22 protein-coding genes and 1 riboswitch are annotated in these 22,255 nt (G+C 78.0%); of the genes, 1 reads left to right on the top strand and 21 read right to left on the bottom strand.

Annotation, left to right across the window (positions count from 1 at the left end; genetic code table 11):
• Positions 1-6: 6 nt before the first annotated feature.
• The 8 genes from AAHH18_RS06180 to AAHH18_RS06215 form a co-directional block, all read right to left on the bottom strand.
• On the bottom strand, positions 7-1,614 hold the full coding sequence (locus tag AAHH18_RS06180; RefSeq protein ID WP_343300973.1) for an amidohydrolase: 1,608 nt from the start codon (positions 1,612-1,614) through the stop codon (positions 7-9).
• Positions 1,615-1,704: 90 nt separating this feature from the next.
• On the bottom strand, positions 1,705-4,584 hold the full coding sequence (locus AAHH18_RS06185; RefSeq protein WP_343300974.1) for a DEAD/DEAH box helicase: 2,880 nt from the start codon (positions 4,582-4,584) through the stop codon (positions 1,705-1,707).
• Positions 4,585-4,593: 9 nt separating this feature from the next.
• Positions 4,594-5,520: a diacylglycerol/lipid kinase family protein gene (locus AAHH18_RS06190; RefSeq protein WP_283320308.1), complete on the bottom strand. Its 927-nt coding sequence runs from the start codon at positions 5,518-5,520 to the stop codon at positions 4,594-4,596.
• Positions 5,517-6,332, bottom strand: a complete 816-nt coding sequence (gene tatC / locus AAHH18_RS06195) for a twin-arginine translocase subunit TatC (RefSeq protein ID WP_343300975.1) — start codon at positions 6,330-6,332, stop codon at positions 5,517-5,519. The genes AAHH18_RS06190 and tatC overlap by 4 nt, the downstream gene beginning before the upstream one ends.
• Positions 6,333-6,339: 7 nt before the next feature.
• Positions 6,340-6,669 (bottom strand): twin-arginine translocase TatA/TatE family subunit, encoded by a 330-nt coding sequence (tatA, locus tag AAHH18_RS06200; RefSeq protein ID WP_283320307.1) that lies wholly within the window; start codon positions 6,667-6,669, stop codon positions 6,340-6,342.
• 104 nt (positions 6,670-6,773) lie between these two features.
• Positions 6,774-7,115 carry a hypothetical protein gene (locus AAHH18_RS06205; protein ID WP_283320306.1) on the bottom strand — a complete coding sequence of 114 codons (342 nt, stop codon included), beginning with the start codon at positions 7,113-7,115 and terminating at the stop codon, positions 6,774-6,776.
• A 10-nt stretch (positions 7,116-7,125) separates the two neighbouring features.
• Positions 7,126-8,106, bottom strand: a complete 981-nt coding sequence (locus tag AAHH18_RS06210; protein ID WP_343300976.1) for a helix-turn-helix transcriptional regulator — start codon at positions 8,104-8,106, stop codon at positions 7,126-7,128.
• A complete protein-coding gene (locus tag AAHH18_RS06215) occupies positions 8,099-9,160 on the bottom strand; it encodes a helix-turn-helix transcriptional regulator (RefSeq protein WP_343300977.1) in 1,062 nt (353 codons plus the stop codon). Before AAHH18_RS06215 ends, AAHH18_RS06210 begins: the two co-directional genes overlap by 8 nt.
• A 33-nt stretch (positions 9,161-9,193) precedes the next feature.
• Here AAHH18_RS06215 and AAHH18_RS06220 point away from each other — a divergent pair, with 33 nt between their 5' ends.
• Positions 9,194-10,450, top strand: a complete 1,257-nt coding sequence (locus AAHH18_RS06220) for a DUF3866 family protein (protein WP_343300978.1) — start codon at positions 9,194-9,196, stop codon at positions 10,448-10,450.
• Positions 10,451-10,542: 92 nt separating this feature from the next.
• On the opposite strand, the gene AAHH18_RS06225 is transcribed toward AAHH18_RS06220, so the two are convergent.
• From AAHH18_RS06225 to AAHH18_RS06285, 13 genes are all read right to left on the bottom strand, one after another.
• A complete protein-coding gene (locus tag AAHH18_RS06225) occupies positions 10,543-11,040 on the bottom strand; it encodes a PH domain-containing protein (protein ID WP_283320302.1) in 498 nt (165 codons plus the stop codon).
• Between the two features lie 9 nt (positions 11,041-11,049).
• A complete protein-coding gene (gene hisG / locus AAHH18_RS06230) occupies positions 11,050-11,898 on the bottom strand; it encodes an ATP phosphoribosyltransferase (protein WP_283320301.1) in 849 nt (282 codons plus the stop codon).
• 37 nt (positions 11,899-11,935) lie between these two features.
• Positions 11,936-12,199: a phosphoribosyl-ATP diphosphatase gene (locus AAHH18_RS06235; protein WP_283320300.1), complete on the bottom strand. Its 264-nt coding sequence runs from the start codon at positions 12,197-12,199 to the stop codon at positions 11,936-11,938.
• A gap of 87 nt (positions 12,200-12,286) precedes the next feature.
• A complete protein-coding gene (pnuC, locus tag AAHH18_RS06240) occupies positions 12,287-12,985 on the bottom strand; it encodes a nicotinamide riboside transporter PnuC (RefSeq protein WP_343300979.1) in 699 nt (232 codons plus the stop codon).
• Entirely contained in the window at positions 12,982-13,452 is a 471-nt protein-coding gene (gene ribH, locus AAHH18_RS06245; protein WP_283320298.1) for a 6,7-dimethyl-8-ribityllumazine synthase, read from the bottom strand. The genes pnuC and ribH overlap by 4 nt, the downstream gene beginning before the upstream one ends.
• On the bottom strand, positions 13,449-14,753 hold the full coding sequence (gene ribB, locus AAHH18_RS06250) for a 3,4-dihydroxy-2-butanone-4-phosphate synthase (protein ID WP_343300980.1): 1,305 nt from the start codon (positions 14,751-14,753) through the stop codon (positions 13,449-13,451). Before ribB ends, ribH begins: the two co-directional genes overlap by 4 nt.
• Entirely contained in the window at positions 14,750-15,412 is a 663-nt protein-coding gene (locus AAHH18_RS06255) for a riboflavin synthase (RefSeq protein ID WP_343300981.1), read from the bottom strand. The genes ribB and AAHH18_RS06255 overlap by 4 nt, the downstream gene beginning before the upstream one ends.
• Positions 15,412-16,416, bottom strand: coding sequence for a bifunctional diaminohydroxyphosphoribosylaminopyrimidine deaminase/5-amino-6-(5-phosphoribosylamino)uracil reductase RibD (ribD, locus tag AAHH18_RS06260; RefSeq protein WP_343300986.1), 1,005 nt, complete (start codon positions 16,414-16,416; stop codon positions 15,412-15,414). The genes AAHH18_RS06255 and ribD overlap by 1 nt, the downstream gene beginning before the upstream one ends.
• Positions 16,417-16,541: 125 nt before the next feature.
• Positions 16,542-16,673, bottom strand: a riboswitch (FMN riboswitch).
• A 154-nt stretch (positions 16,674-16,827) separates the two neighbouring features.
• Positions 16,828-17,496 (bottom strand): ribulose-phosphate 3-epimerase, encoded by a 669-nt coding sequence (gene rpe, locus AAHH18_RS06265; RefSeq protein WP_283320295.1) that lies wholly within the window; start codon positions 17,494-17,496, stop codon positions 16,828-16,830.
• Positions 17,497-17,599: 103 nt separating this feature from the next.
• Positions 17,600-19,087 carry an RsmB/NOP family class I SAM-dependent RNA methyltransferase gene (locus AAHH18_RS06270; RefSeq protein ID WP_343300982.1) on the bottom strand — a complete coding sequence of 496 codons (1,488 nt, stop codon included), beginning with the start codon at positions 19,085-19,087 and terminating at the stop codon, positions 17,600-17,602.
• Positions 19,084-20,025, bottom strand: coding sequence for a methionyl-tRNA formyltransferase (fmt, locus tag AAHH18_RS06275; RefSeq protein ID WP_343300983.1), 942 nt, complete (start codon positions 20,023-20,025; stop codon positions 19,084-19,086). Before fmt ends, AAHH18_RS06270 begins: the two co-directional genes overlap by 4 nt.
• Positions 20,026-20,036: 11 nt before the next feature.
• Positions 20,037-20,657, bottom strand: coding sequence for an HAD family hydrolase (locus tag AAHH18_RS06280; RefSeq protein ID WP_343300984.1), 621 nt, complete (start codon positions 20,655-20,657; stop codon positions 20,037-20,039).
• Positions 20,654-22,255 (bottom strand): primosomal protein N' (locus AAHH18_RS06285; RefSeq protein WP_343300985.1); only part of this gene is annotated, 1,602 nt, incomplete at its 5' end. The genes AAHH18_RS06280 and AAHH18_RS06285, both read right to left, overlap by 4 nt.

The following is a 22,255-nucleotide window of genomic DNA, read 5'->3' on the forward strand; positions in this document are numbered from 1 at the left end:
TCCCGGTCACGCCGCCGACCGCCCCGTCCCGCCCGACGCGTCGAACAGGACCCGGCCCGCGCGCACCGTCAGCTCGCACACGGGATCCCCGTCCTGCGGCCCCAGCGCCGGGAGTCCCGGGCCGTCCGTGCGCCAGACGGCCAGGTGCGCGGGCGCCCCGACGCGCAGCATGCCCGTCGCCTCGTCGCCGAGGCCCGCGGCGAGCCAGCCACCACGGGTGTGGGCGTGCACCGCCGCCGCGAGGGGGATCCGCTGGTCGGGCGTGCGGTGCCGGACCGCCGCGCGCACCGCCGCCCAGGGTCCGGCCGGCGTCAGCGGGCCGCCGGACCCGAACGCGAGCGGCACCCCGGCGGCGCGCAGGTCCGCGAGCGGCTGGAGCGAGGCGGCCCGGCCGCTCCCCAGGCGGCGGACCGCGGGGCCGTCGTCACCGCCCCACGCGGCCTCCGGCACCGGCTCCGCCGCCACGGTCAGGCCGAGCAGGACGAGCGTGGCGAGGGCCGGCGCGTCGAGCATCGACGCGCGCCCCAGCCGGTGGCCGGCCGCCCGCAGCGCCTCGACGCCCTCGACCTCCGCCGCGGCCCGGAAGCCGAGCAGCACCTCGGCGACCGCGCGGTCGCCCGTCACGCGGAACGCCGCCTGCACCCCGGCCCGGGTCACGGCCGCGACGTGGTTGCTCACCTGCTCCGCCGTCAGCAGCAGCTCCCCCGTCCGGTCGCCCGGTCCGCGCACGTCGTCGTACGGCTGCCGCAGCGCCGCCGTCCGGGCGCGGAGCGTGCCGTCGACGGCGAGGTCGCCGCCGATCCCCCGCAGCCCGGGCAGCTCCTCGAGCAGGTCCCGCGCGTCGTCCGTCGTCTCGCACAGCTCCGCGCGGTACCCCGCCACCTGGGGCAGCCCGGAGCCCGGCTCGGCCGTCCTCGCCAGCAGCGCCGCCAGGTCCCGTCGGGCGGCCGAGGCCGGGGCGCTGTGCTCGTGCACGGCCACCACCCCGGCGCGCGCGGCCGCGCGGAGCGCGAGGTCCTCCAGGGCGGCGCGGCGGGGCTCGGCGGCCTCCCGGACGGCGCCCCACGCCACCCGCAGGGCCTCGCCGGTCACCACGCCGTCGTCCCGCCACCCGGGCAGCGTGTCCAGCCCGAGCACGCGCGCGAAGGACGAGGACACCACGGCGGCCGTCCGGTCCGCGCTCCCGAGCCAGACGGGCGCGCCCCCGCCGGCGGCGTCGAGCTCGTCCCGGCGGGGCGGCCGGTCCTCCGGCCACAGCGCGTCGTCCCAGCCGGACCCCGCCAGCGGAGCGCCGTCGGCCGCCGCGCGACGGCCCGCCGGCCCCCGCACCGCGTCCCGGACGCGCGCGAGCACGTCGTCCACCCCGCGCGCGCCGGCCAGGTCCACCCCGTCGAGCGCGAGCCCGGACTCGAGCGCGTGCACGTGGGCGTCGACGAAGCCGGGCGTCACGAGCGCCCCGTCGAGCTCGACCACGGCGTCGGCGGCGCCGGCCAGGCCGTCCGCCGCGTCGGTGCCACCCACCCAGGCGACCCGGTCGCCGGAGACGAGGATCGACGTCGCGTCGGGGGCGTCGGGCGTCAGCACCGTGCCGCCCCGGTACAGCGTGGTGGTCACGACCGCACGATAGGGGACGGCGGCCGACCTCACCCGTCGACGTCGCGCCGCCCGGGACCGCCGTCGCCCGGACCGCCCGGCGCCCCGCCGTCAGGTCCCGGCGTAGGCGACGACCCCGCGCCGCACCGCGCCGACCGCCGACCGCGCCGTCTGGCGCAGCCGCTGGTCCGGAGCCGCCTTGGCGACCTGGTCCAGGACGTCGACCACCTGCTTGCACCAGCGGACGAAGTCGCCGGCGGCCAGGTCGGCGTCCCGCAGGACGGCGTCGAGCGAGCGACCCGCGGCCCACCGGTGCACGGCCTGGACCAGCCCCAGGTCGAGGGGCTGCACCGTCTCGAGCCGGTGCGTGCCCTCCAGGTCGTCCAGCTCGGACCAGATCCGGGTCGTCGCGTCCAGCGCGACGCCGAGCCGGCTCGCCGGCCCCCCGGGGACGGCCGGGGTGCGCTCCCGGTCGTCGCGGCGCGCCGAGTACACGACGGCCGAGACCGCCGCGGCGAGACCCGGCACGTCGAGGTCCTGCCACGCGCCCCGGCGCAGGCACTCCGCCAGCAGCAGGTCGTTCTCGGCGTACAGGCGGCGCAGCCACCGGCCGTCCTCGGTGACCCGCGTGCCCTCGTCGGGCACCTTCTCGAGGTACCCGAGGCTGACCAGCACGTCGCAGATCCGGTCGAACACGGTGGCGATCGACCCGGTCCTGCCCTCGATGCGCCGGACGAGCGCGCGGTGCTCGCCGTCGAGGCGCTGCCAGCGCTCGGCCCACCGCGCGTGCTCCTCGCGGTCCGGGCACGCGTGGCAGGGGTGGGCCCGCAGGCGCCGGCGCAGCCCCGCGATCGCCTCGTCCTCGTCCCGCGCGACCGGGCCGCCCTGGCGGCGCGACGGCGCGGCCCCCTCGACCCGCCCGGCGGCGATCTCGGCCCGCAGCGCCGCGGCCAGGTCGCGGCGGTGCGAGGCGGCACGCGGCGAGAAGCCCTTCGGCACGCGCAGGCGGCCGACCGTGCGCACGCCGTCGCCGACGTCCTGGCTGGACAGGCGCCGCACGTCCCGCTCGGTGGTGAGGACCAGGGGGCGGGCGCCCTCGAAGCCGCCGGCGCTGCCGGGCTCGACCACCACGGCGTGGACCGACCGGCGGCCGCCCGGCACCGCGACGACGTCCCCGACGGCGAGCGACGCCAGGCTGCGCGCGGCCGCCTCCCGCCGGGCACCGGCCGCGGCCCGGTGCACGCCCCGCTCCCGCTCCCCCAGCTCCCGGCGCAGCGACCAGTACTCGCGGAAGTCCCCCAGGTGGCAGGACATGGCCTCCGCGTAGCCCTCCAGCGCCTCGGCGTGGCTCTGCGCCTGCCGGGCCAGGCCGACCACCCCGCGGTCCGCCTGGAACTGGGCGAACGACGTCTCCAGCACCTCGCGGGCGCGCACGCGACCCACCTGCGCCACGAGGTTGACGGCCATGTTGTAGGTCGGGCGGAAGGCGGACCGCAGCGGGTACAGCCTCTTGGACGCCAGCCCGGCGAGCGCCATCGGGTCGAGGCCGCCGCGCCCCACGACCACGGCGTGCCCCTCGGTGTCGATGCCCCGGCGACCCGCCCGCCCCGTGAGCTGCGTGTACTCCCCCGGCGTGATGTCGACGTGCTGCGAGCCGTCCCACTTCACCAGCTTCTCGAGGACGACCGACCGCGCCGGCATGTTGATCCCGAGCGCCAGCGTCTCGGTGGCGAACACGACCTTCACCAGGCCGCGCGCGAACGCCTCCTCGACCGTCTCCTTGAACGCCGGCAGCATGCCCGCGTGGTGCGGCGCGACGCCCCGGACCAGCGCGTCCAGGAACCCCCAGTACCCGAGCACGTCGAGGTCCTCGCGCGGCACGGAGGCGCACCGGGTCTCGGCGATCTCCCGGATCTCCTCCTGCTCGGCCGGCGAGGTCAGCCGCAGCCCGCCCGCGAGGCACTGCGCGACCGCCGCGTCGCAGCCGGCCCGCGAGAAGATGAAGACGATCGCGGGCAGCAGCCCCGCGTCGTCCAGGACGTCGACCATGACCGGCCGCGGGGCCGGCCGGACGCCGCCGAGGCCCCCCGCGCCGCCCGGGCCGCCCGCGCCGCCGTCCCTCCTCCGGCCGCCGGGCCCGCGGAAGCCCCGGTCGCCCTGCCCGCGCCGACCGCGGTGCGGGCCGTCGCCCGAGCGCTCCGCCCGGCGCAGCAGGTGCGCCAGCTCCGGGTTGATCGGGGGGTTCGCGCCCGGGGCCGTGGGGTCGACGTGGCCCGCGTACAGGTCCAGGAGGTCGTCGCGCACCAGCACGTGCTGCCCGAGCGGGACCGGCCGGTGCTCGCTCACCACGACGGCCGTGTCCCCCCGCACGGTGCGCAGCCAGTCGCCGAACTCCTCGGCGTTGGACACGGTCGCGGACAGCGACACCAGCTGCACGTCGTCGGGCAGGTGGATGATCACCTCCTCCCACACCGGGCCGCGGAACCGGTCGGCCAGGTAGTGCACCTCGTCCATGACCACGTACCCCAGGCCGTCGAGCGTGCTCGAGCCCGCGTACAGCATGTTGCGGAGCACCTCGGTGGTCATGACGACCACCGGCGCCTCGCCGTTCTGCGTGGTGTCGCCGGTCAGCAGGCCGACCTGGTCCGCGCCGTGGCGCCGCACGAGGTCGTGGTACTTCTGGTTCGACAGGGCCTTGATCGGGGTCGTGTAGAACGCCTTGCGCCCGGTCCGCAGCGCCAGGTGCACCGCGAACTCGCCGACGACCGTCTTCCCGGCGCCGGTGGGCGCGGCGACCAGCACGCCGCTGCCGCGCTCGACCGCCTCGCACGCCTCGACCTGGAAGTCGTCCAGCGGGAAGTCCATGAGCGTCCGGAACCGGGCGAGCTCGCTGCGCTCGGACCGCGCGCGGCGGCGGGCCACGGCGTACCGGTCGGCGGGAGCGAGCTCCTCGGCGTCGCGGGGGGTGCGGGAGGGGTCGCGTGGTGCCACCCCTGCAGCCTAGGTCGGCAGCGGCGCGAGCACCCGGACGGCGCCCGGGACGACCTCCGCGACGAGCGGCAGGGGGCCGATGCGCTCGCCGTCGGCGTGCGCCTCCGGGGGCGTCCCGCCCAGGTGGGGCGCGGGCTCGACCAGTACCCGGCGGCTGCGCAGCACCTGGACCTGCGGGTGGTGCACGTGCCGCCCCGCGTACATGCCCGGGAAGATGCGCAGGACGCCGGCACGGGTGACGGGGCCCGCCACGACCACGTCGAGCAGCCCGTCGTCCAGCCGGGCGTCGGGCGCCACGCGGATGCCCCCGCCGATCCACGGGCCGTTGGCGGCCACGACGACCGTCCCGGCCGACTCCCACACGCCCTCGTCCGTGGTGAGGCGGTAGCCGTAGGGGCGGAACGCGCGCAGCTCGGGCACCAGCGCCCGCACGTACCGGGCGGACCCCCGCGGCCACCGCAGCGCGTTGGCACGGGCGTTCACGGCGGCGTCGATGCCGCAGGACAACGCACCGAGGTACCACTCGCGGGCGCTGTGCGTGGGGGGTCCGACGCTCACCGCGTCGATCGCCCGCGGTCCGACGAGCAGCGCCCGCTCGATCGCCGTCACCGCCGCGGCCACGTCCCCCCGCGGCAGGCCGAGGGCCCGCGCGACGTCGTTGCCCGTCCCACCGGCCACGATGCCCAGCGGCAGGTCCGTCTCCGCGACGACGTTCGCGCCGAGGTGCACCAGCCCGTCGCCGCCGACCACCACGAGCGCGTCGAGCCCCGCGACCGCCGCCCGGCGCGCGTGCGCCGTCGCCGTCAGCAGGTCCCGCGCGGTGAGGTCCTCGACGCGGTGACCGCGACGGCGCAGCTCGGCCAGGGCCGCGGTGCCGACGCCGCTGCCCCGTCCGACGCCCGCGACCGGGTTCACGACGACGCCGAGGTGGCTCACCGGTCCACCACGCCGTCCGGTCCGGTGGCGCCCGCGGCCTCCGCCTCCACCGACCGCCGGTCGGCGCGGCGGTCGTGCAGCAGCGACAGCCCCACCGCCGCCATGTACAGCCCGGCGGTCGGGGCGGCCAGCACGAGCATCGTCACCACGTCCGGGGTCGGCGTCATGACCGCCGAGAAGATGCAGGACAGCAGCACCGCCCAGCGCCACCCCCTGAGCCAGGTCGACCCACGCACCAGGCCGACCAGGTTGAGGCAGATCATGAGCACGGGGACCAGGAACGCCACGCCGAACGCGAGCACGAACCGCATGACGAAGCTCAGGTACGTCGAGGCGTCGATGAGGTTGGTCGCCTGCTCGGGGACGAACTCGGTGAGCACGGCCACCGCGCGCGGCAGCACGTACCAGGCGAACGCGGCGCCGGCCAGGAACATCGGCACCGCGACGCCCACGAACCCGATGGCCGACCGGCGCTCGCGGCGGGTCAGCCCCGGCGTGACGAACGCCCACAGCTGGTAGAGCCACCACGGGCTGGACACGAGCGCGCCGATGAACAGCGCGACCTTGAACTTCATGTCCATCGCGGACGCCAGGCCGGCGAAGTTCACCGACGCGACCACGTCCCGCTCGGCCGCGGCGTCCAGCAGCGGGTCCTGCAGCGACCGGAACACCGGGTCGTACACGATCCAGCCGAGCACGCCGCCGACGACGACGCCGAGCGCGGCGAGGACCAGCCGCTTGCGGAGCTCGATCAGGTGCTCGCGCAGCGGCATCCTGCCCTCGGGGTTGGCCGAGGGGCGACGCAGGGCCACGGGGGCGTCAGGGGCGCGGGTCGGTGGTCCCCGGCTCCGCGGTCGTGCCGGACGCCGACGTCGCGGGCGGCGGCGTGACCACCGGGGGCGTGAGCGGGGTGCCGGTCGCGCCCGGGGCGGGAGGCGTCACGACGGGCGCGGCGGGCGGCTGCGCGGTGGCGTCGGCGCGGCCCGGCTTGTCGTCGTCGTCCGCCAGGTCGCGCACCTCGCGCTTGAAGATCCGCAGGGACTTGCCGATCCCGCTCGCCAGGTCCGGCAACCGCTTGGAGCCGAACAGCAGGACGATGATGAGGATCAGGATGAGGATCGAAACGGGATGCTCGAAGAGCCTCGCCATGGCAGAACTCCCTGGTGCTGGATCAGCAGTCACGTGAGTCTACAGTCCGCCCGCGGGCCCGACCCCTGGGCGCACCGGTCCGTCACCGGGTCGTCAGCGGCCCGTCAGCGCGTGTAGCCGCGCCACGTCTCCCGCACCGCGCGGTCGCGGGCACGCCGTCGCTCCCGCCGGGCCGCGGCCTCCGCCCGCAGCACCGACCAGCGGGCCCGCGCCTCACGGGGCTCGGGCAGCAGCACCGCCTCCCGGGCCGCGCGGGCGGCGCGCTCGGCCTCCTGCGCCTGCTCGGCCAGCGTCGAGGCGTGCTCCGCGAGCTCGCCCAGCACGGCCGAGGCGCGCTCGAGCTCCGTCACGAGCGCCCGGGCCCGGCGCCACAGGTCGCGCCCGAGCAGGAACGCACCCACGAGCGTGCCCAGGACGAGCACCACCCACACGACGACCCACACCATGGCGGCCAACCTATCCCGCCGCGCCGGCCAGCGGCCCGTAGGCCGCCAGCGCCTCCTGAGCCCGGGCGGCGACGTCGCGCGCCACCTCGGGCGGACGCACGCCCAGCAGGTCGTCCGCCGCCTGCAGCAGCAGGTTGCGCAGGAACGCGGGCTGGACCACCCGGACGTCGACCTCGAACGAGCCGTCGGCGAGGTTGCGGACCTCCTCGACCGGGACGGTCTCGGCCACCCAGCGGCCGGTGCTGCGCAGGTGCATCGTGACGACGTCGCCCGTGGGGTCGGGCCGGAACTCCGCGGTGGCGCCGCGTCCTGCGCCGGGGTGCGGGTCCGCCGGCACGTCGAGCACCTCGGCGCCGATCACGCGGTCCAGCCGGAACAGCCGCTCGTCGCCCGCGCGCAGGCACCACGCCTGGAGGTACGACCGCTCGTCGCTCGTGGTCAGGCGCAGCGGGTCGACGTCCCGGTCGCTGGTCACGTCGGAGGCGTTCACGTAGCGGATGCGCAGCCGGCGGCCCCGGGCGAGCGCGGTGCGGATCGCGGCGACCACCTCCGGCAGCCCGTCGACCGCCAGCCGCACGTCCACCGCGTTCGCCGCCTCCCCCGTCGCGGCCGCCAGCTTGTCGAGCGCCGAGCGCAGCACCGCCGCGTGCTCCGGCTCGAGCGTCGGGCCGAGGTCCGCGACCATGGCGCTCAGGGCCGCCAGCAGGGTCACCGCCTCCCGCGTGCCCAGCCGCAGCGGCTGCGTCATGCCGCGCGACTCGGTGAGCCGGATCTCGCCGCGGTCGTAGGAGTCCGCGTCGAAGTCGATGAGGTCGTGCGGGTAGTACCCGGGGGTGCCGCTCATCCACAGCGTGTCGACGTCCGCCATGACCTGCGACGACGACACCCCGAAGTGCTCCGCCAGCTGGTCGACGGGGACGCCGTCGTGCCGGTCCAGGTACCCGATCATCCCCAGCAGCCGCAGCAGCCGCTCGCTCGCCCGCTCAGCCACGTCCGTCCTCCCCCGTGCCGGGTCCCGCACCCGCGTCCGGTCCCGCACCCGCGTCCGGTCCCGCCAGCGCCGCGGCGCTCCGCAGCAGCCGCAGCACGGCCGCGCGCAGCGCCGGCGGGTCCGCGACCAGCACCGCGTCGCCGTACCCGGCGACCTCCTCCGCGAGCTCCCACGTCGCGCGGTACGGCACGCGCACCAGGTCGCGGTCGGCGACCACCGCGCGCAGCGCCGGGTCGGCGTCGGCCGGCAGCGCCGTGGCCGAGCCGCGCGCCCGCAGCGCCTCCGCCCGCTCCGGGCGCAGCGCCAGCACCGCCGTGCGCTCCTGCCCCGCGTCCCACGACCGCAGGGCCGACTCCATCTGCTGCGCCGCGGGCGGGTCGAACGCGCCGTCGTCCCCGTCCGGACGCACGCGGCCCTCGATGCGGCTCAGCCGGTACGACCGGGGCGCCGCGCGGTCGACGTCGCGGCCGACCAGGAACCAGCCGCCGCGGCGCGCCACCAGCCGCCACGGCTCGACGAGACGCTCGCGCACCTCCCCCGTGTTCGCCGCGCGGTAGGTGAACCGCACCCGCTGCCGGGCCTGCACGGCGTCGAGCAGGGGCCGGAACGCGTCGCCGCCGGCCCGCACCCGCGGCACCAGGCCCGCGGCGAGGTCGGTCGCGCCCGAGCCCGCGCCCACCGCGCGCAGCTTGGTCAGCGCCCGCGACGTGTCCGCCCGCACCGAGCGGTCCTGCCAGAACTCGGCCGCCAGCGACAGCGCGCCGAGCTCGGCGGCCGTCAGCTCCAGCGGCGGCAGGGCGTAGGCGTCCTGGTCGACCCGGTAGCCGATGTCGTCGCCGTGCCCCGCGGCGGTCACGGTCGTCACGGGGATGCCGAGCTCGCGCAGCGTGTCCTTGTCCCGCTCGAACATCCGCTCGAACGCCTCGTCGGACGCGGCGTCGCCGTAGCCCGCGACGGTGCGGCGGATCTGCTCCTTCGTCATGCGGCCCGGGGTGTGCACCAGGGCGATGACGAGGTTGAGCAGCCGCTCGGCGGGCTGGATCTGTTCGGGCATCGGCACAACCGTAGTGGCCGGTAGCGTGGTCCGGTGATCACGTGGCGCTCGGGTGTGGTGGAGTCGGTCGGACGCGCGTGGCCGGGAGCCGTGGAGCTGTCCGTCGTCGTCGAGGACGGCGTGAGCGGCCCCGACCCGGTGTCGGTACGGGCGCTCGCCTACCCCGCCCTGGTCGGCTCGCCCGGGCCCGGGGACCGCGTGCTGCTGAACGTCTCCGCGCTCGCCCGGGGGCTCGGCACCGGCGGGTACGCCCTGGTCGTCGCGCCCGGCAGGCTGCCCGCCGACCCGCAGGCCGGCCCGGGGCACCTCGTGAAGGCCCGGTACACCCCGCTGCAGGCCATGGTGCTCGGCGTCGACGACCAGGAGTCGCCGCACCACGAGGTGCTGCGGGACGCCGACGACCTGGCGGGGCTCCCCGTCGTCGTGGCCGACCTGCACTCCGCCCTGCCCGCGGTCGTCGCCGGGGTCCGGTACGCCGACGCGCTGACCGGCGGCCACGGCGGCGAGCCGCTGCGGGTCGCGTACGTCATGTCCGACGGCGGGGCGCTGCCGGCGTGGTTCTCGCGCGCGGTGGCTGGCCTGCGGGAGGCCGGCTGGATCGCCTCGTGCCTGACGGCCGGGCAGGCGTTCGGCGGCGACCTCGAGGCCGTCACGGTCCACACGGCCCTGCTCGCCGCCCGCCACGTCGTGCGGGCCGACGTGGTGGTGGTCGCGCAGGGGCCCGGCAACCTCGGCACCGGGACGCGGTGGGGCTTCTCGGGCGTCGCCGCCGGGGAGGCCGTGAACGCCGCCGCCGTGCTCGGCGGCCGGCCGGTCGCCTCGCTGCGGGTCTCCGGCGCGGACGCCCGGGAGCGGCACCTGGGCGTGTCGCACCACTCCCTGACCGCGTACGGGCGCGTGGCCCTGGCCCCGGCGGACGTCGTGGTGCCCGTGTTCGAGCCGGCGGCACCGGCGGAGGACGGCACCGGCCCCGACGCCGCGCAGGTGCCGGCGGGCCTCACCGTCCCGGACCCCCAGGAGCACCCGGGCGCCCACCTCGCTGCGATCGGGCGGCGGGTGCGGCAGCAGGCGCTCGCCCTGGGCGCCCCCGCCGGCCGGCACCGGCTGGTCGAGGTCCCGGCCGGCGCCGACCTGCTCACCGCGCTGGGCGCCTCGCCCGTCCGGCTCTCCACGATGGGCCGGGGCCTCGCCCAGGACCCGGCGGCGTTCCTCGCGGCCGCCGCGGCCGGGGTGCACGCCGCCCGGCTCGCGCGGAGGGTCGGCGACGACGGGACCGCGCCGCAGGCCTGACGGGACCGCCGGACGGGCCCGCCGGACGGGTAGGCACGACGGGTCGGGCCCGGCGGGTCAGGCCCGGCGGGTCAGGTCGGTGGAGCGCGCGGTCAGTCGTCGCGCGCGGTCCGCGTCCGGGACGCCACCAGCGTCGCCAGGCGCCGCGCCTCGCGCTGCGCCAGCTCGCCGTCGGCGCGCTGCACGCCCATCACCGCGAGCGTGTCGCCGTCGTCCAGGTCGAGCTGCACCCACGGCCGGCCCTCACCGAACCGCACCCAGACGATCTGCGCCCACGGGACGGTGCGCGTGGTGGCGAGGTTGCGCACCCGCAGGCCCTCGGGGGTCGGGGTGGCGGACACGGTCGCCTGCCGCCAGCAGAACCAGACGATGGCGGCGCCGAGCAGCCCGAACCCGAGCCGGTCCCCCGCCCCGAGACCGACCAGGCCGGTGCGGGGCAGCAGCACGAGCAGCAGCACCGTGGCGGCGGCCACGACCACCGCCAGCACGGTCGTCACCCAGCGCGCCGCCCGGGGCCGGAACACGTCGTCCAGCGCCCGTCCGGTCCCTGCGCCGCCCGGCGCCGCCCCGTCGCCCCCCGCACCCGGCACGTCGCGGCCCTACAGCCGGCAGGCGTGGATCGAGGTGACGAGGATCGCGCGCGCGCCCACGTCGTACAGGGCGTCCATGACCTTGTTGGTCTCGCTGCGCCGCACCATGACGCGCACGGCCGCCCAGTCGGTGTTGTGGAGCGGGGAGACCGTCGGCGACTCCAGGCCGGGGGTCACGGCGACGGCCCGGTCCACCAGCTCCAGCGGGACGTCGTAGTCCATGAGGACGTACTCGCGGGCGGTCAGCACGCCCTGCAGCCGCCGGGTCAGGACGTCGAGCCCCGCAGGCTCCGGGCCGTCGGCGCGGCGCACGAGGACGGCCTCCGAGGTGAGGATCGGCGCGCCGAACACGTCGAGCCCGGCGGCGCGCAGCGTCGTGCCCGTCTCGACCACGTCGGCGATGACGTCCGCCACGCCCAGCCGGATCGCGGTCTCGACGGCGCCGTCCAGCCGCACGACCTCGGCGGGCTCGACGCCCTGCGAGGCGAGGTACTGCCCGACGAGCACCGGGTAGGACGTCGCCACGCGCCGGCCGGCGACCTCGCGGACGTCGTTCATCGTGCCCGCCTGCGTCGCGAACCGGAACGTGGAGCGGGCGAAGCCGAGCGGCAGGTGCTCCGTGGCGGGCGACCCGGAGTCGAGCAGCAGGTCGCGCCCGGTGATGCCGACGTCGACGGTGCCGGTGCCGACGTACACGGCGATGTCGCGCGGGCGCAGGAAGAAGAACTCGACGCCGTTGTCGGCGTCGGGCAGGACGAGCTCGCGGGAGTCGCGGCGCTGGCGGTAGCCCGCCTCGCGCAGCATCTCGGCGGCGGGCTCGGCGAGCGAGCCCTTGTTCGGGACGGCGATCCTCAGCACAGGGGGGTCCTCAGGTCGGTGGTGCGGCGGGGGCGGGTCACAGGTGCGCGTACACGTCGTCGAGGGTCAGGCCCTTCGCGACCATGAGCACCTGCAGGTGGTACAGGAGCTGGGAGATCTCCTCGGCGGTGCGGTCGTCCCCCTCGTGCTCCGCGGCCATCCAGACCTCGGCCGCCTCCTCGACGATCTTCTTGCCGATCGCATGGACCCCGGCGTCGAGCTCCCGGACGGTCCCGGAGCCGGCGGGCCGGGTGGTCGCCTTCTCGGTCAGCTCAGCGAACAGCGCGTCGAACGTCTTCACGCCCGTCAGGGTAGACGGTCGCCGCGCGCCCCTCCCGCCGCGCCCGCTCCCCGGGACGGCCGCCGCCCGCGGCCCGGGGGCGCCCCCTCAGCCCGCGACGCCGGCCGCGGCAGTCACCTGCTGCGGTGCCTCCCGGCGCCGGGCGCGCCACCACACGACGAACCCGGACAGCACCACGCCCGCGTAGACCAGGTACAGCACCGCGGAGGGGTAGTACCCGGCGCTGAGCAGCAGCGGCACGCCCACCGCGTCCACCGCGATCCAGATGAGCCAGAACTCGATCCAGCCGCGGGCCATGCCGTACGTGGCGAGCAGCGAGCCGACGAAGATCCAGGCGTCCGCCCACGGGCCCCACGACCCGAGCGCGTCGAACACGAGCGCGCAGACGACGGTCCCGACCACGCCGATGCCGACGATCTGCACCCACCCGGACCGCCCGGCCCACCGCGGGACGACCGCCGGCGCGTCCGGCGCACCGTGCTCGCGCGACGCCCGCCGCGTGCGGGACCACCGCACCCAGCCGTACACCGCCACCGCGACGAAGAACACCTGGCGTCCGGCCTGCCCGTACAGGTCGCGCGCCTGCGGGGTGTGGAAGACGCCGCCGAGGAACACGGTGAACAGCAGCACGTTGCCGACGATGCCGACCGGCCACGCCCAGATCCGCCGCCGCAGCCCGCCGAGCGCCGACGCGAGGCCGAACAGGTTGCCGACGACCTCGCGCCACAGCACCGGGTGACCGGCGACGACGAGCTGCGCGTCGAACAGCCAGGTGAGCAGGTTCACAGCGCGCGCAGGGCGACGACCGTCGCCACCGCCGCCTCGGCCGCCTCGGCGCCCTTGTCCTCGTGCGACCCCGGCAGGCCGGCGCGGTCGAGCGCCTGGGCCTCGTCGTCGCACGTGAGGACCCCGAAGCCGACGGGCACGCCCGTCGTGACGGCGACGTCGGTGAGGCCCGAGGTGGCGGCCTGGCAGACGTACTCGAAGTGCGGCGTGCCGCCGCGGATCACGACGCCGAGCGCGACCACGGCGTCCACCTCCCCGCTGCGCGCCGCCCGGGCGGCCGCGACGGGCAGCTCGAACGTGCCCGGGACGCGGACCTCCCGCACGTCCTCGACGTGGGCCGCGGCCAGGGCCCGCCGCGCGCCCGCGAGCAGGCCGTCCATGACGGTGGTGTGCCAGGACGCCGCGACGACGACGACCCGCAGGCCGGTGCCGTCCGTGGTGATCTGGGGTGCGCCGCTGCCGCTCATCGTGGGTCCTCCGGGGTGTGGTCGAGGCCGGGCAGCAGGTGTCCCATCGCCCGAGCCTTGGTGCGCAGGTAGGTCTCGTTGTGGGGGGTGCGCCCGACCTCCAGGCCGCGGACCTCCGCGACCTCGATGCCGTGCGCCGTCAACCCGGCGACCTTCGCGGGGTTGTTGGTCAGCAGGGTGATGCGGCGGGCGCCCAGGTCCTCGAGGATCGCCGCGGCGGCGCCGTACTCCCGCCGGTCCGCGGGCCAGCCGAGATCGAGGTTGGCCTCGACCGTGTCCCGGCCCGCGTCCTGCAGCGCGTAGGCGCCGATCTTCGCGACGAGGCCGATGCCCCGGCCCTCGTGGCCGCGCAGGTACACCACGGCGCCGCCGTCGCGGGCGGCGAGCTCCAGGGCCGCGTCGAGCTGCGGTCCGCAGTCGCACCGCTCGGAGCCGAACGCGTCCCCCGTCAGGCACTCGGAGTGGACCCGCACCACGGGCTGCTCGACCAGGCCGGTCGCCGCGACGAGCGCCACGTGCTCGGCGCCGGTGCGCAGGTCGCGGTACGCGTGCACCGTGAACGCGCCGTGCCGCGTGGGCAGCTGGGCGGTGTGCGCCCGGTGCACCCGCCGCTCCGGCGCGGTCGCCGCAGCCTCGGGACCGGGCGCCGGCTCCGACGGCAGGTCCCGGTGGGCGGTGCGCCAGGCGATCAGGTCGGCGATCGTCAGCACCACGAGCCCGTGCTCGCGCGCCAGGGCGGCGGTCTGCGGGAGCCGCATCATCGTGCCGTCGTCGTTCACCAGCTCGGCGATCGCGGCGACCGGCTCGACGCCCGCGAGCCGGCACAGGTCGACCGCCGCCTCGGTGTGGCCCGCGCGGTGCAGCACGCCGCCCGGCACCGCGCGCAGCGGCAGCACGTGCCCCGGCCGGATGAGGTCCTCGCGTCCCGAGGCCGGGTCGGACAGCAGGCGCAGCGTCTGCGTGCGGTCGGCCGCGGAGATGCCCGTCGTGACGCCGTGCGCGGCGTCGACGGTGACGGTGTACGCGGTCCGCCGGGGGTCCTGGCTCTGCGGGACCATCAGCGGCAGGTCGAGGGCGTCGGCGCGGGCGCCGGTCATCGGGGCGCAGAGGTAGCCCGAGGAGTGGCGGATGGTCCAGGCGACCCACTCGGGCGTGGCCCGGTCCGCGGCCAGGATCACGTCCGCCTCGTTCTCGCGGTCCGGGGAGTCCGCGACGAGCACCGGCCGGCCCGCGCGCAGCTCGGCCAGCGCCTGCTCGACGGTGCCGAGCACGACGTCCTCGTCGGCGGCCGCGGCGCTCACCGCGCACCCCCCTCGACCGGCGCGGTGCCCGCGACCGCCCCGGCGGTCAGCAGCCGCTCGACGTACTTCGCGAGCACGTCGACCTCCAGGTTCACGCGCGTGCCCACGGCGGCGGCCCCCAGGGTCGTCGCGGCGAGCGTGGTGGGGATCAGCGAGACGCCGAACCAGTCCGGGCCGACCGCCGTCACCGTGAGCGAGACCCCCGCGACCGCGACCGAGCCCTTCTCCGCGACGTACCGGGCCAGCGCGGGGTCCAGGGCGATCTCCACCTCGTCCCAGCGCGGGCCGGGCGTGCGGCGGCGGACCGTCCCCACGCCGTCGACGTGCCCCTGCACGACGTGCCCGCCGAGCCGCGCGTCGGCCCGCACGGCACGCTCCAGGTTCACGGGGTCCCCGGGCCGCAGGTCGCCGAGCGCGGTGCGGCGCAGGGTCTCCGGCATCACGTCGACGACGAACGTGCCGTCCCCGGGCAGCACCGCGACCGTGAGGCAGACCCCGCCCACGGCGATCGAGTCGCCCGGCGCGGCGTCGGACACGACCAGCGGGCCGCGGACGGTCAGCCGGGCATCACCCGCGCCCCCGTCCGCCGCTCCCTGCGTGCCGGGTGCCAGGTCGAGCGCCACCACGGCGCCGACCTCCTCCACGATGCCGGTGAACATCAGCGGTCCTCCTCCTCGGTGTCGGCCACGACGAGCACGTCGGGCCCCAGCGGCAGCACCTCGCGCGGGTGCAGCCGGATCGCGTCGTCGACGGTCCTCACGCCGAGGTCGCCGACGGCGCTGCGCCCGGCCCCGAGCAGGACGGGCGCGACGTACGCGTGCACCTCGTCGACGACCCCGGCGCGCAGGAACGCCGCGGCGAGCGTCGGCCCGCCCTCGACGAGCGCGTGCCGCACCTCACGGGCGTGGAGCGCGGCGAGGACCTCGCGGGGGTCGCGGGTGCGCAGGTGCACCACCTCGCCGCCGGGACCCGCGAGCCGGCCGTCCAGCGGCAGGGCGCGCTCACCGACGACGACGCGGAGCGGCTGGTGCTCCGCGAGCGAGCCGTCCGGCGTGCGGGCGGTGAGCGACGGGTCGTCCGCGAGCACGGTCCCGGTCCCGACCACCAGCGCGTCGACCTCGGCGCGCAGGGCGTGGGCGTGGGCGCGCGCCTCCGGCGAGGTGATCCACCGCGACGTGCCGTCCGGGGCGGAGACCCGGCCGTCCAGCGTCGCCGCGGTCTTCAGCGTGACGAACGGACGCCCGCGCCCGACGGCGAGCAGCCACGGGCGCAGCAGCGCGCGGCCCGCCGCCTCCTCGACCCCGACGACCACCTCGACGCCCGCCGCGCGCAGGCGTGCCGCTCCCCCGGCGGCGTCCGGGTTCGGGTCCGCGACCGCCACCACGACGCGGCGCACACCCGCCTCGATCAGCGCGCGCGAGCAGGGCCCGGTACGTCCCGTGTGGTCGCAGGGCTCGAGCGTCACGACGGCCGTCGCGCCCCGGGCGCCGGTGCCGCGCTCGCGGGCGTCGGCCAGCGCCGCCACCTCCGCGTGCGCGGTCCCGGCCCCGCGGTGCCAGCCCTCGCCGAGGACCTCGCCGTCCGGGCCGAGCAGCAAGCAGCCCACGCGGGGGTTCGGTCCGTGGGCGGGGCCGCGCCGCGCGAGGTCGAGGGCGCGCAGCATCGCGTCCCGCTCGACCGCCGTGGCGTCCACCGCCCCGCTCCCTCCGTCGCCGTCAGGCTCCGGGGTGCGGGCGGCGCGCTGGTGCACGACGACCACGGCGCACCCGGCTCACGCCGAGCACGCCGCCACGTCTCCTCCCATCCGGACTGTCACCGTCGGTCCTGGAGTTCCACCAGGTCAACCGCTCACGCCGAGGCGCTTGCGGGTCGCGGACTGTCACCGCCGGCTCGGAATTGCACCGACCCCGGAGCACGTGTGTGTACTTCGCCAACGATGATGCCACAGCCGGCATTCCCGGCGTGACGGCCGTTCGTCCCGGCCGGGGTGCCGCGTGGCGCGGGCGGGGCCGGTCCGGGGTCGGACCGGCGTCGGCGCAGCACCGCGCAGGAGCTGCGCCGCACCTGCGCCGGGTCACCGCCGGAGCAGCGCCTCGTCCGCGAGCCCCCGCAGGGTGTCGATCTCCGCCGCGACGTCCGGAGCCCCGTACACGGCCGACCCCGCCACGAAGACGTTCGCGCCCGCCTCGGCCACCGCCGCGATCGTGCCGCGCGAGACGCCCCCGTCCACCTGCACCCACGTCGCGGCGCCCTGCTCGTCGATCGCGGCGCGCAGCCGGCGGATCTTGGGCAGCGTCCCCTCGATGAAGGACTGCCCGCCGAACCCGGGCTCGACGGTCATGACCAGCACCATGTCGAACTCCGGCAGCAGGTCCAGCAGCGGCTCGACCGGGCTCGCGGGCCGCAGCGCGATGCCGGCCCGGGCGCCCGCCGACCGCAGCTCGCGCGCCAGCCGGACCGCCGCCTGCGCCGCCTCCGCGTGGAACGTCACCGACGCCGCACCCGCCCGCGCGTAGTCCACCGCCCACCGGTCGGCGTCCTCGATCATCAGGTGCACGTCGAGCGGCACCGGCGACACCTCGGCGATGCGCCGCACCACCGGCAGCCCGAGCGTGAGGTTCGGGACGAAGTGGTTGTCCATCACGTCGACGTGCGCGTAGTCGGCCCGGGCGATGCGGCCGAGGTCGCGCTCGAGGTTGACGAAGTCGGCGGACAGGATGCTGGGGCTGATCAGTGCGGGCACGCGTCCCAGCGTATCGAGCACGCCGCGGGGGCGCCGGGGCGTGCGGGCCGGGGCGGTCGCGCCCCCGCCGCGCGTCGCGCCCCCGCCGCGCGTCGCGCCGCCGTCAGGACGTCCGGCGCAGCAGCGTGAGGTGCATCGCGTCCGTCCCGTGCACGTGCGGCCAGAGCTGCGCGTCCTCCCGGTCCGGCAGGTCGAGCCCGGGGGCGGTGCGGTGCAGCACCTCGGGGGCGGGCAGCACCTCGGTCTCCAGGCCAGCGCGGCGGGCGGCGCGGCGCGCGTCCACCACCGCGAGGCTCGTCTCGGCGAGCACCGGCGAGCACGTCACGTACGCGACGACCCCGCCGACGCGCACCGCGCGCAGCGCCGACGCCAGCAGCTCCCGCTGCAGCGAGCCGAGCGCCGCGAGGTCCGCGGGGGTGCGCCGCCAGCGGGACTCCGGGCGCCGGCGCAGCGCACCCAGCCCGGTGCACGGGGCGTCGAGCAGGACGCGGTCGTAGGCGCCCGGCTCGTCGTCGCCGGCCTGGCGCCCGTCGCCCACCCGCACGTCCTCGACGGCACCCGCCGGCGCGGCCGCGAGGGCCTGGCGCACGAGCCGGGCGCGGTGCGGCTGGACCTCGTTGGCGACCAGCCGGGCGCCCCGCCCGCCGGCGAGGGCCGCCAGCAGGGCCGCCTTCCCGCCGGGGCCGGCGCACAGGTCGAGCCACCGGGCGTCGCGGCCGTCGAGCGGGGCGTCGGCGAGGGCGAGCGCGACGAGCTGGCTGCCCTCGTCCTGCACGCCCGCGCGTCCGGCCCGCACCGGGGCGAGCGCCGCCGGGTCGCCGCCCCCCGCGAGGGTGACGGCCGTGGGCGCCCACCGGCCGGGCGCGGCCCCGTCACCGGCCGCGGCCAGCAGCTCGTCCGGCGCGACCAGGCCGGGCCGGGCCACGAGCGTCACGCGGGGCGCCTCGTTGTCGGCCGCGAGCAGCGCGGGCAGCTCGGCGGCGTCGCGGCCGTGCCCCACGAGCGCCTCGCGGAGCGCGCGGGTCACCCAGGCCGGGTGGCTCTCGACCACGGACAGCCGGGCGACCTCCGCCGCGGTCCCCTGCTCCGGCGCGGCCGCGGCGTCCCCGACCCGCGCCAGCCAGACGTCCAACGGCTCCCGGGCGACGGCGCGCAGCACGGCGTTGACGAACTGCGCGGGACCGGCCCCCACCCGCTCCCGCACCAGGCCGACGGTCTCCGACACCGCCGCGTGCGGCGGCACCCGCATCCCGAGCAGCTGGTGCGCGCCGAGGCGCAGGGCGTCCAGCACGGGCGGGTCCACCCGGTCCAACGGCCTGCCGGCGCACTGCGCGATCACCGCGTCGTACCGGCCGCGCAGCCGCAGCGTGCCGTACGCCAGCTCGGTGGCGAACCCGGCGTCCCGCCCGCGGATGCCGCGCTCGCGCAGCAGCGGCGGCAGGGCGAGGTTCGCGTAGGCGTCCGAGTCGGCCACCGTGCGCAGCACGTCGAACGCGACGGTGCGCGCCGGGTCCGTCCCGCGACGCCGCTCGGCGGGCGCTGCGGCGGTGCGCCGGCGCGGGCCGCGACGGCCGCCCTGCGGCGCGCTCACGCGGCGTCCCCGCCCAGCACCGTGCCGGGCGCGAGGCGGGCGCCCCGGGCCCAGTCCGGTGCGGGCATCGCGCGCTTGCCCGCGGGACGGACCTCCTCCAGCCGCACCGCGTGCGTGCCGGTGCCCACGAGCACCTCGCCGCGCCCGGCCCGCAGCTCGCCGGGCCGCAGGTCGGTCACCGCGGGCTCGGGCCGCACCGGTCCGAGCCCCAGCCGGGACCCGTCCGGCAGGGTCGTCCACGCGCCCGGGGCCGGGGTGCAGCCGCGCACCCGCCGGTCGACCGCCATGGCGGGGTGCTGCCAGCGCACCCGGGCGTCCTCGGTGGTGAGCCGCGGGGCGAGGCTGACGCCGTCGGCGGGCTGCGGGACCGGCGTGAGGATGCCCTCCTCCAGCGCGTCGAGCGTGCGCACCAGCAGCCCGGAGCCGGCCTCCGCCAGCCGTCCCAGCAGGTCCCCGGCGGTGTCGCGCGGGCGGATGGTCTCGGTGAGCGTGCCGTACACCGGGCCGGTGTCGAGGCCGGCCTCCAGCCGGAACGTGCTCGCGCCGGTCACCTCGTCGCCCGCGATGACGGCGTGCTGCACGGGGGCCGCACCCCGCCAGGCCGGCAGCACCGAGAAGTGCAGGTTGACCCACCCGTGCCGGGGCAGGTCGAGCAGAGCCGCCGGCACGAGGTTGCCGTACGCCACCACGGGCGCGGCGTCGGGCGCCAGCTCGGCGAGCCGCGCCCGCACGTCCTCGTCCCTCAGGGTCGCCGGCGTCAGCACCTCGATCCCGGCGTCCAGGGCGCGCTGCTTGACGGGGCTCGCGGCGAGCGTGCGGCCGCGGCCGGCGCGGGCGTCGGGTCGCGTGAGGACCGCGACGACCTCGTGGCGGGAGGCGATCAGGGCGTCCAGCGAGGGCAGCGCCACCGCGGGCGTCCCGGCGAAGAGCAGGCGCATGGGCACCGATCCTAGGCCGTCGGGGGCAGGACCCCGTGGGCCACCAGGTCGGCCCGCAGCTCCGCCGCGCCGGTGAACAGCACCGCCCGGAACCCCTCGGCGGCCGCCGCGGCGACGTTCACCGGGCTGTCGTCGGTGAACAGCGTCCTCGCCGGCACCAGGCCGTACCGGTCGGCGAGCAGCCGGAACACGCGCGGGTCCGGCTTGGCCACCCCCTCGCGGCCCGACACCAGCACCGCCTCGAGCCGGTCGACCACGGGCGCGACCGGCGCCGCGTGGTGGAACGTCTCGGCGGACCAGTTGGTCAGCCCCAGCACCCGGACACCCGCGGCCCGCAGCTCGTCGACGACGGCCGCGCTGCCCGGAACGGGACCCGGCAGGGACAGGGGGAACCGCTCGACGTAGAGGTCGAGGGTCGCGACGTGCTCCGGGTGGCGGCGGGCCACCTCCGCGCGCGCCTCGGCCCACGGCCGTCCCGCGTCCTGCTGGTGGTTGAGCTCCGCGAAGCCGACGTCCGCGAAGAACCGCTCGACCTCCGCCTCGTCCAGCACCCCCGCGAACGGCAGGACGGGGTCCCACCGCACCAGGACGTTCCCCAGGTCGAACACCACCGCGTCGACGGCGCCACTCACAGCATCTCCTCCGGGTCGAGCCGCACCCGCACCGTCCCGCCCTCCCGGCGGGCGCTGCGCACGGCGAGGGACGCGGCGAGCGACCGGGCCAGCGCCCGGCCCTCCGCCACTGGGACCCGCACGAGCGTGCGCACGGGCGGGTCGAGCGAGTCGTCGCCCGGCAGCGGCACCGGGCCCAGCACGTCGGCACCGGGCGGCAGCTCGACGCGCGCGAGCACGCCCGCCACCACCTCGCGCGTGCCGGTGAGCTCCGCCACGCGGACCGCCGGCGGCAGGCCGACCTCCGTCCGCTCCGCGAGCTCCCGCTCCGCGAGGCCCGCCGGGTCCCACCGCACGAGCGCCTGGGTGGGGCGCTCCGCGCCGTCGCCGACGAGCAGCACCACGCCCCCGTCGGACCCCGGCCGCACGAGCGCCGCCGCCGCGAGCCACCGCCGCAGCGCGTCCTCGGTGGCGCGCAGCGACGTGGACCCGGTCGTCACCCCGGCGTCCAGCAGCACGGCCCCCGCGTACCCCGCCGGCGCGACGGGCTCGGCGCCCGGGGTGGACACCACGAGCGCGGGCCGGTCCGGGACCTCCGCCAGCACGCCCCCGGCGGACCGGGCCCCCGACGTGCGGACGGTCGCCCCGGGGAACGCCCGCCCCAGCTCCTCCGCCGTGCGGTCGGACCCGACGGCCACCGACCGGAACGTCCCGTTCCCGCACGCGTCGCACCGCCACCGGGTCGCCAGCCGCCCGCACCAGCCGCACTGCGCCGTCCCGTCGCCGGACGGCAGCTGCAGCGGGCCGTGGCAGTGCCCGCAGCGCGCGACCTGACGGCACCGGGCGCACGCCACCGCGGGCAGGTAGCCGGCCCGCGGCACCTGCACGAGGACGGGACCGTGCGCCAGCCGCTCGCGGATGGTGCGCCAGGCCTCCCCCGGCAGGCGCGCGGCGGCCGCGGCGCCCTCGCGGGCCAGCTCCACGCTCGTGAGGGCGCGCACGCGCGGCGTGCGGGCGCGCACCACGGTCCGGTCGGCGGTGACCGGACGCACCCAGCCCGACGCGACGAGCGCCTGGACCTCGACGGAGCGGCCGTGCGCGGCCAGCAGCAGCGCGCAGCCCTCGGAGTCGGAGCGCAGCGCGAGCACCTCGCGCACGTGCGGGTACGGGGCGCGCGGCTCGGCGTGCAGGTCGTCGCCGTCGTCCCAGCACACCGCCAGGCCCAGGTCCCGCACGGGCGCGAACGCGGCGGCGCGCGTGCCGACCACCACCCGCGCCAGCCCCCGCAGCGCCGCGAGGTACGAGCGGTACCGGCGTGCCGGCCCGTCGTCCGCCATGAGCCGCACGTGGGAGGCGTCCGTGCCGTCGGGCGTCCACGCGGGCACGCCCGCGGCCTCCAGGGCGGCGCAGACGCGGTCGACGTCGCGGGCGTCCGGGACCACGACGAGCGCGCCGCGCCCGCTCGACAGGGTCGCGGCGACGGCCTGCGCCACGGCGTCCGGCCACCGCTCCCCCGTCGGCCCCGGCAGCGCGGACCACGCGGCGCGCGGCGCACCGCCGGCCGCGAGGTGCGCGAGGAACGCCGGGCCGCCGCGGTAGGGCGCCCAGGCGGCCCCGGC

It is taken from the genome of Cellulomonas olei, assembly GCF_039548315.1.
Taxonomy (GTDB): Bacteria; Actinomycetota; Actinomycetes; order Actinomycetales; family Cellulomonadaceae; genus Cellulomonas.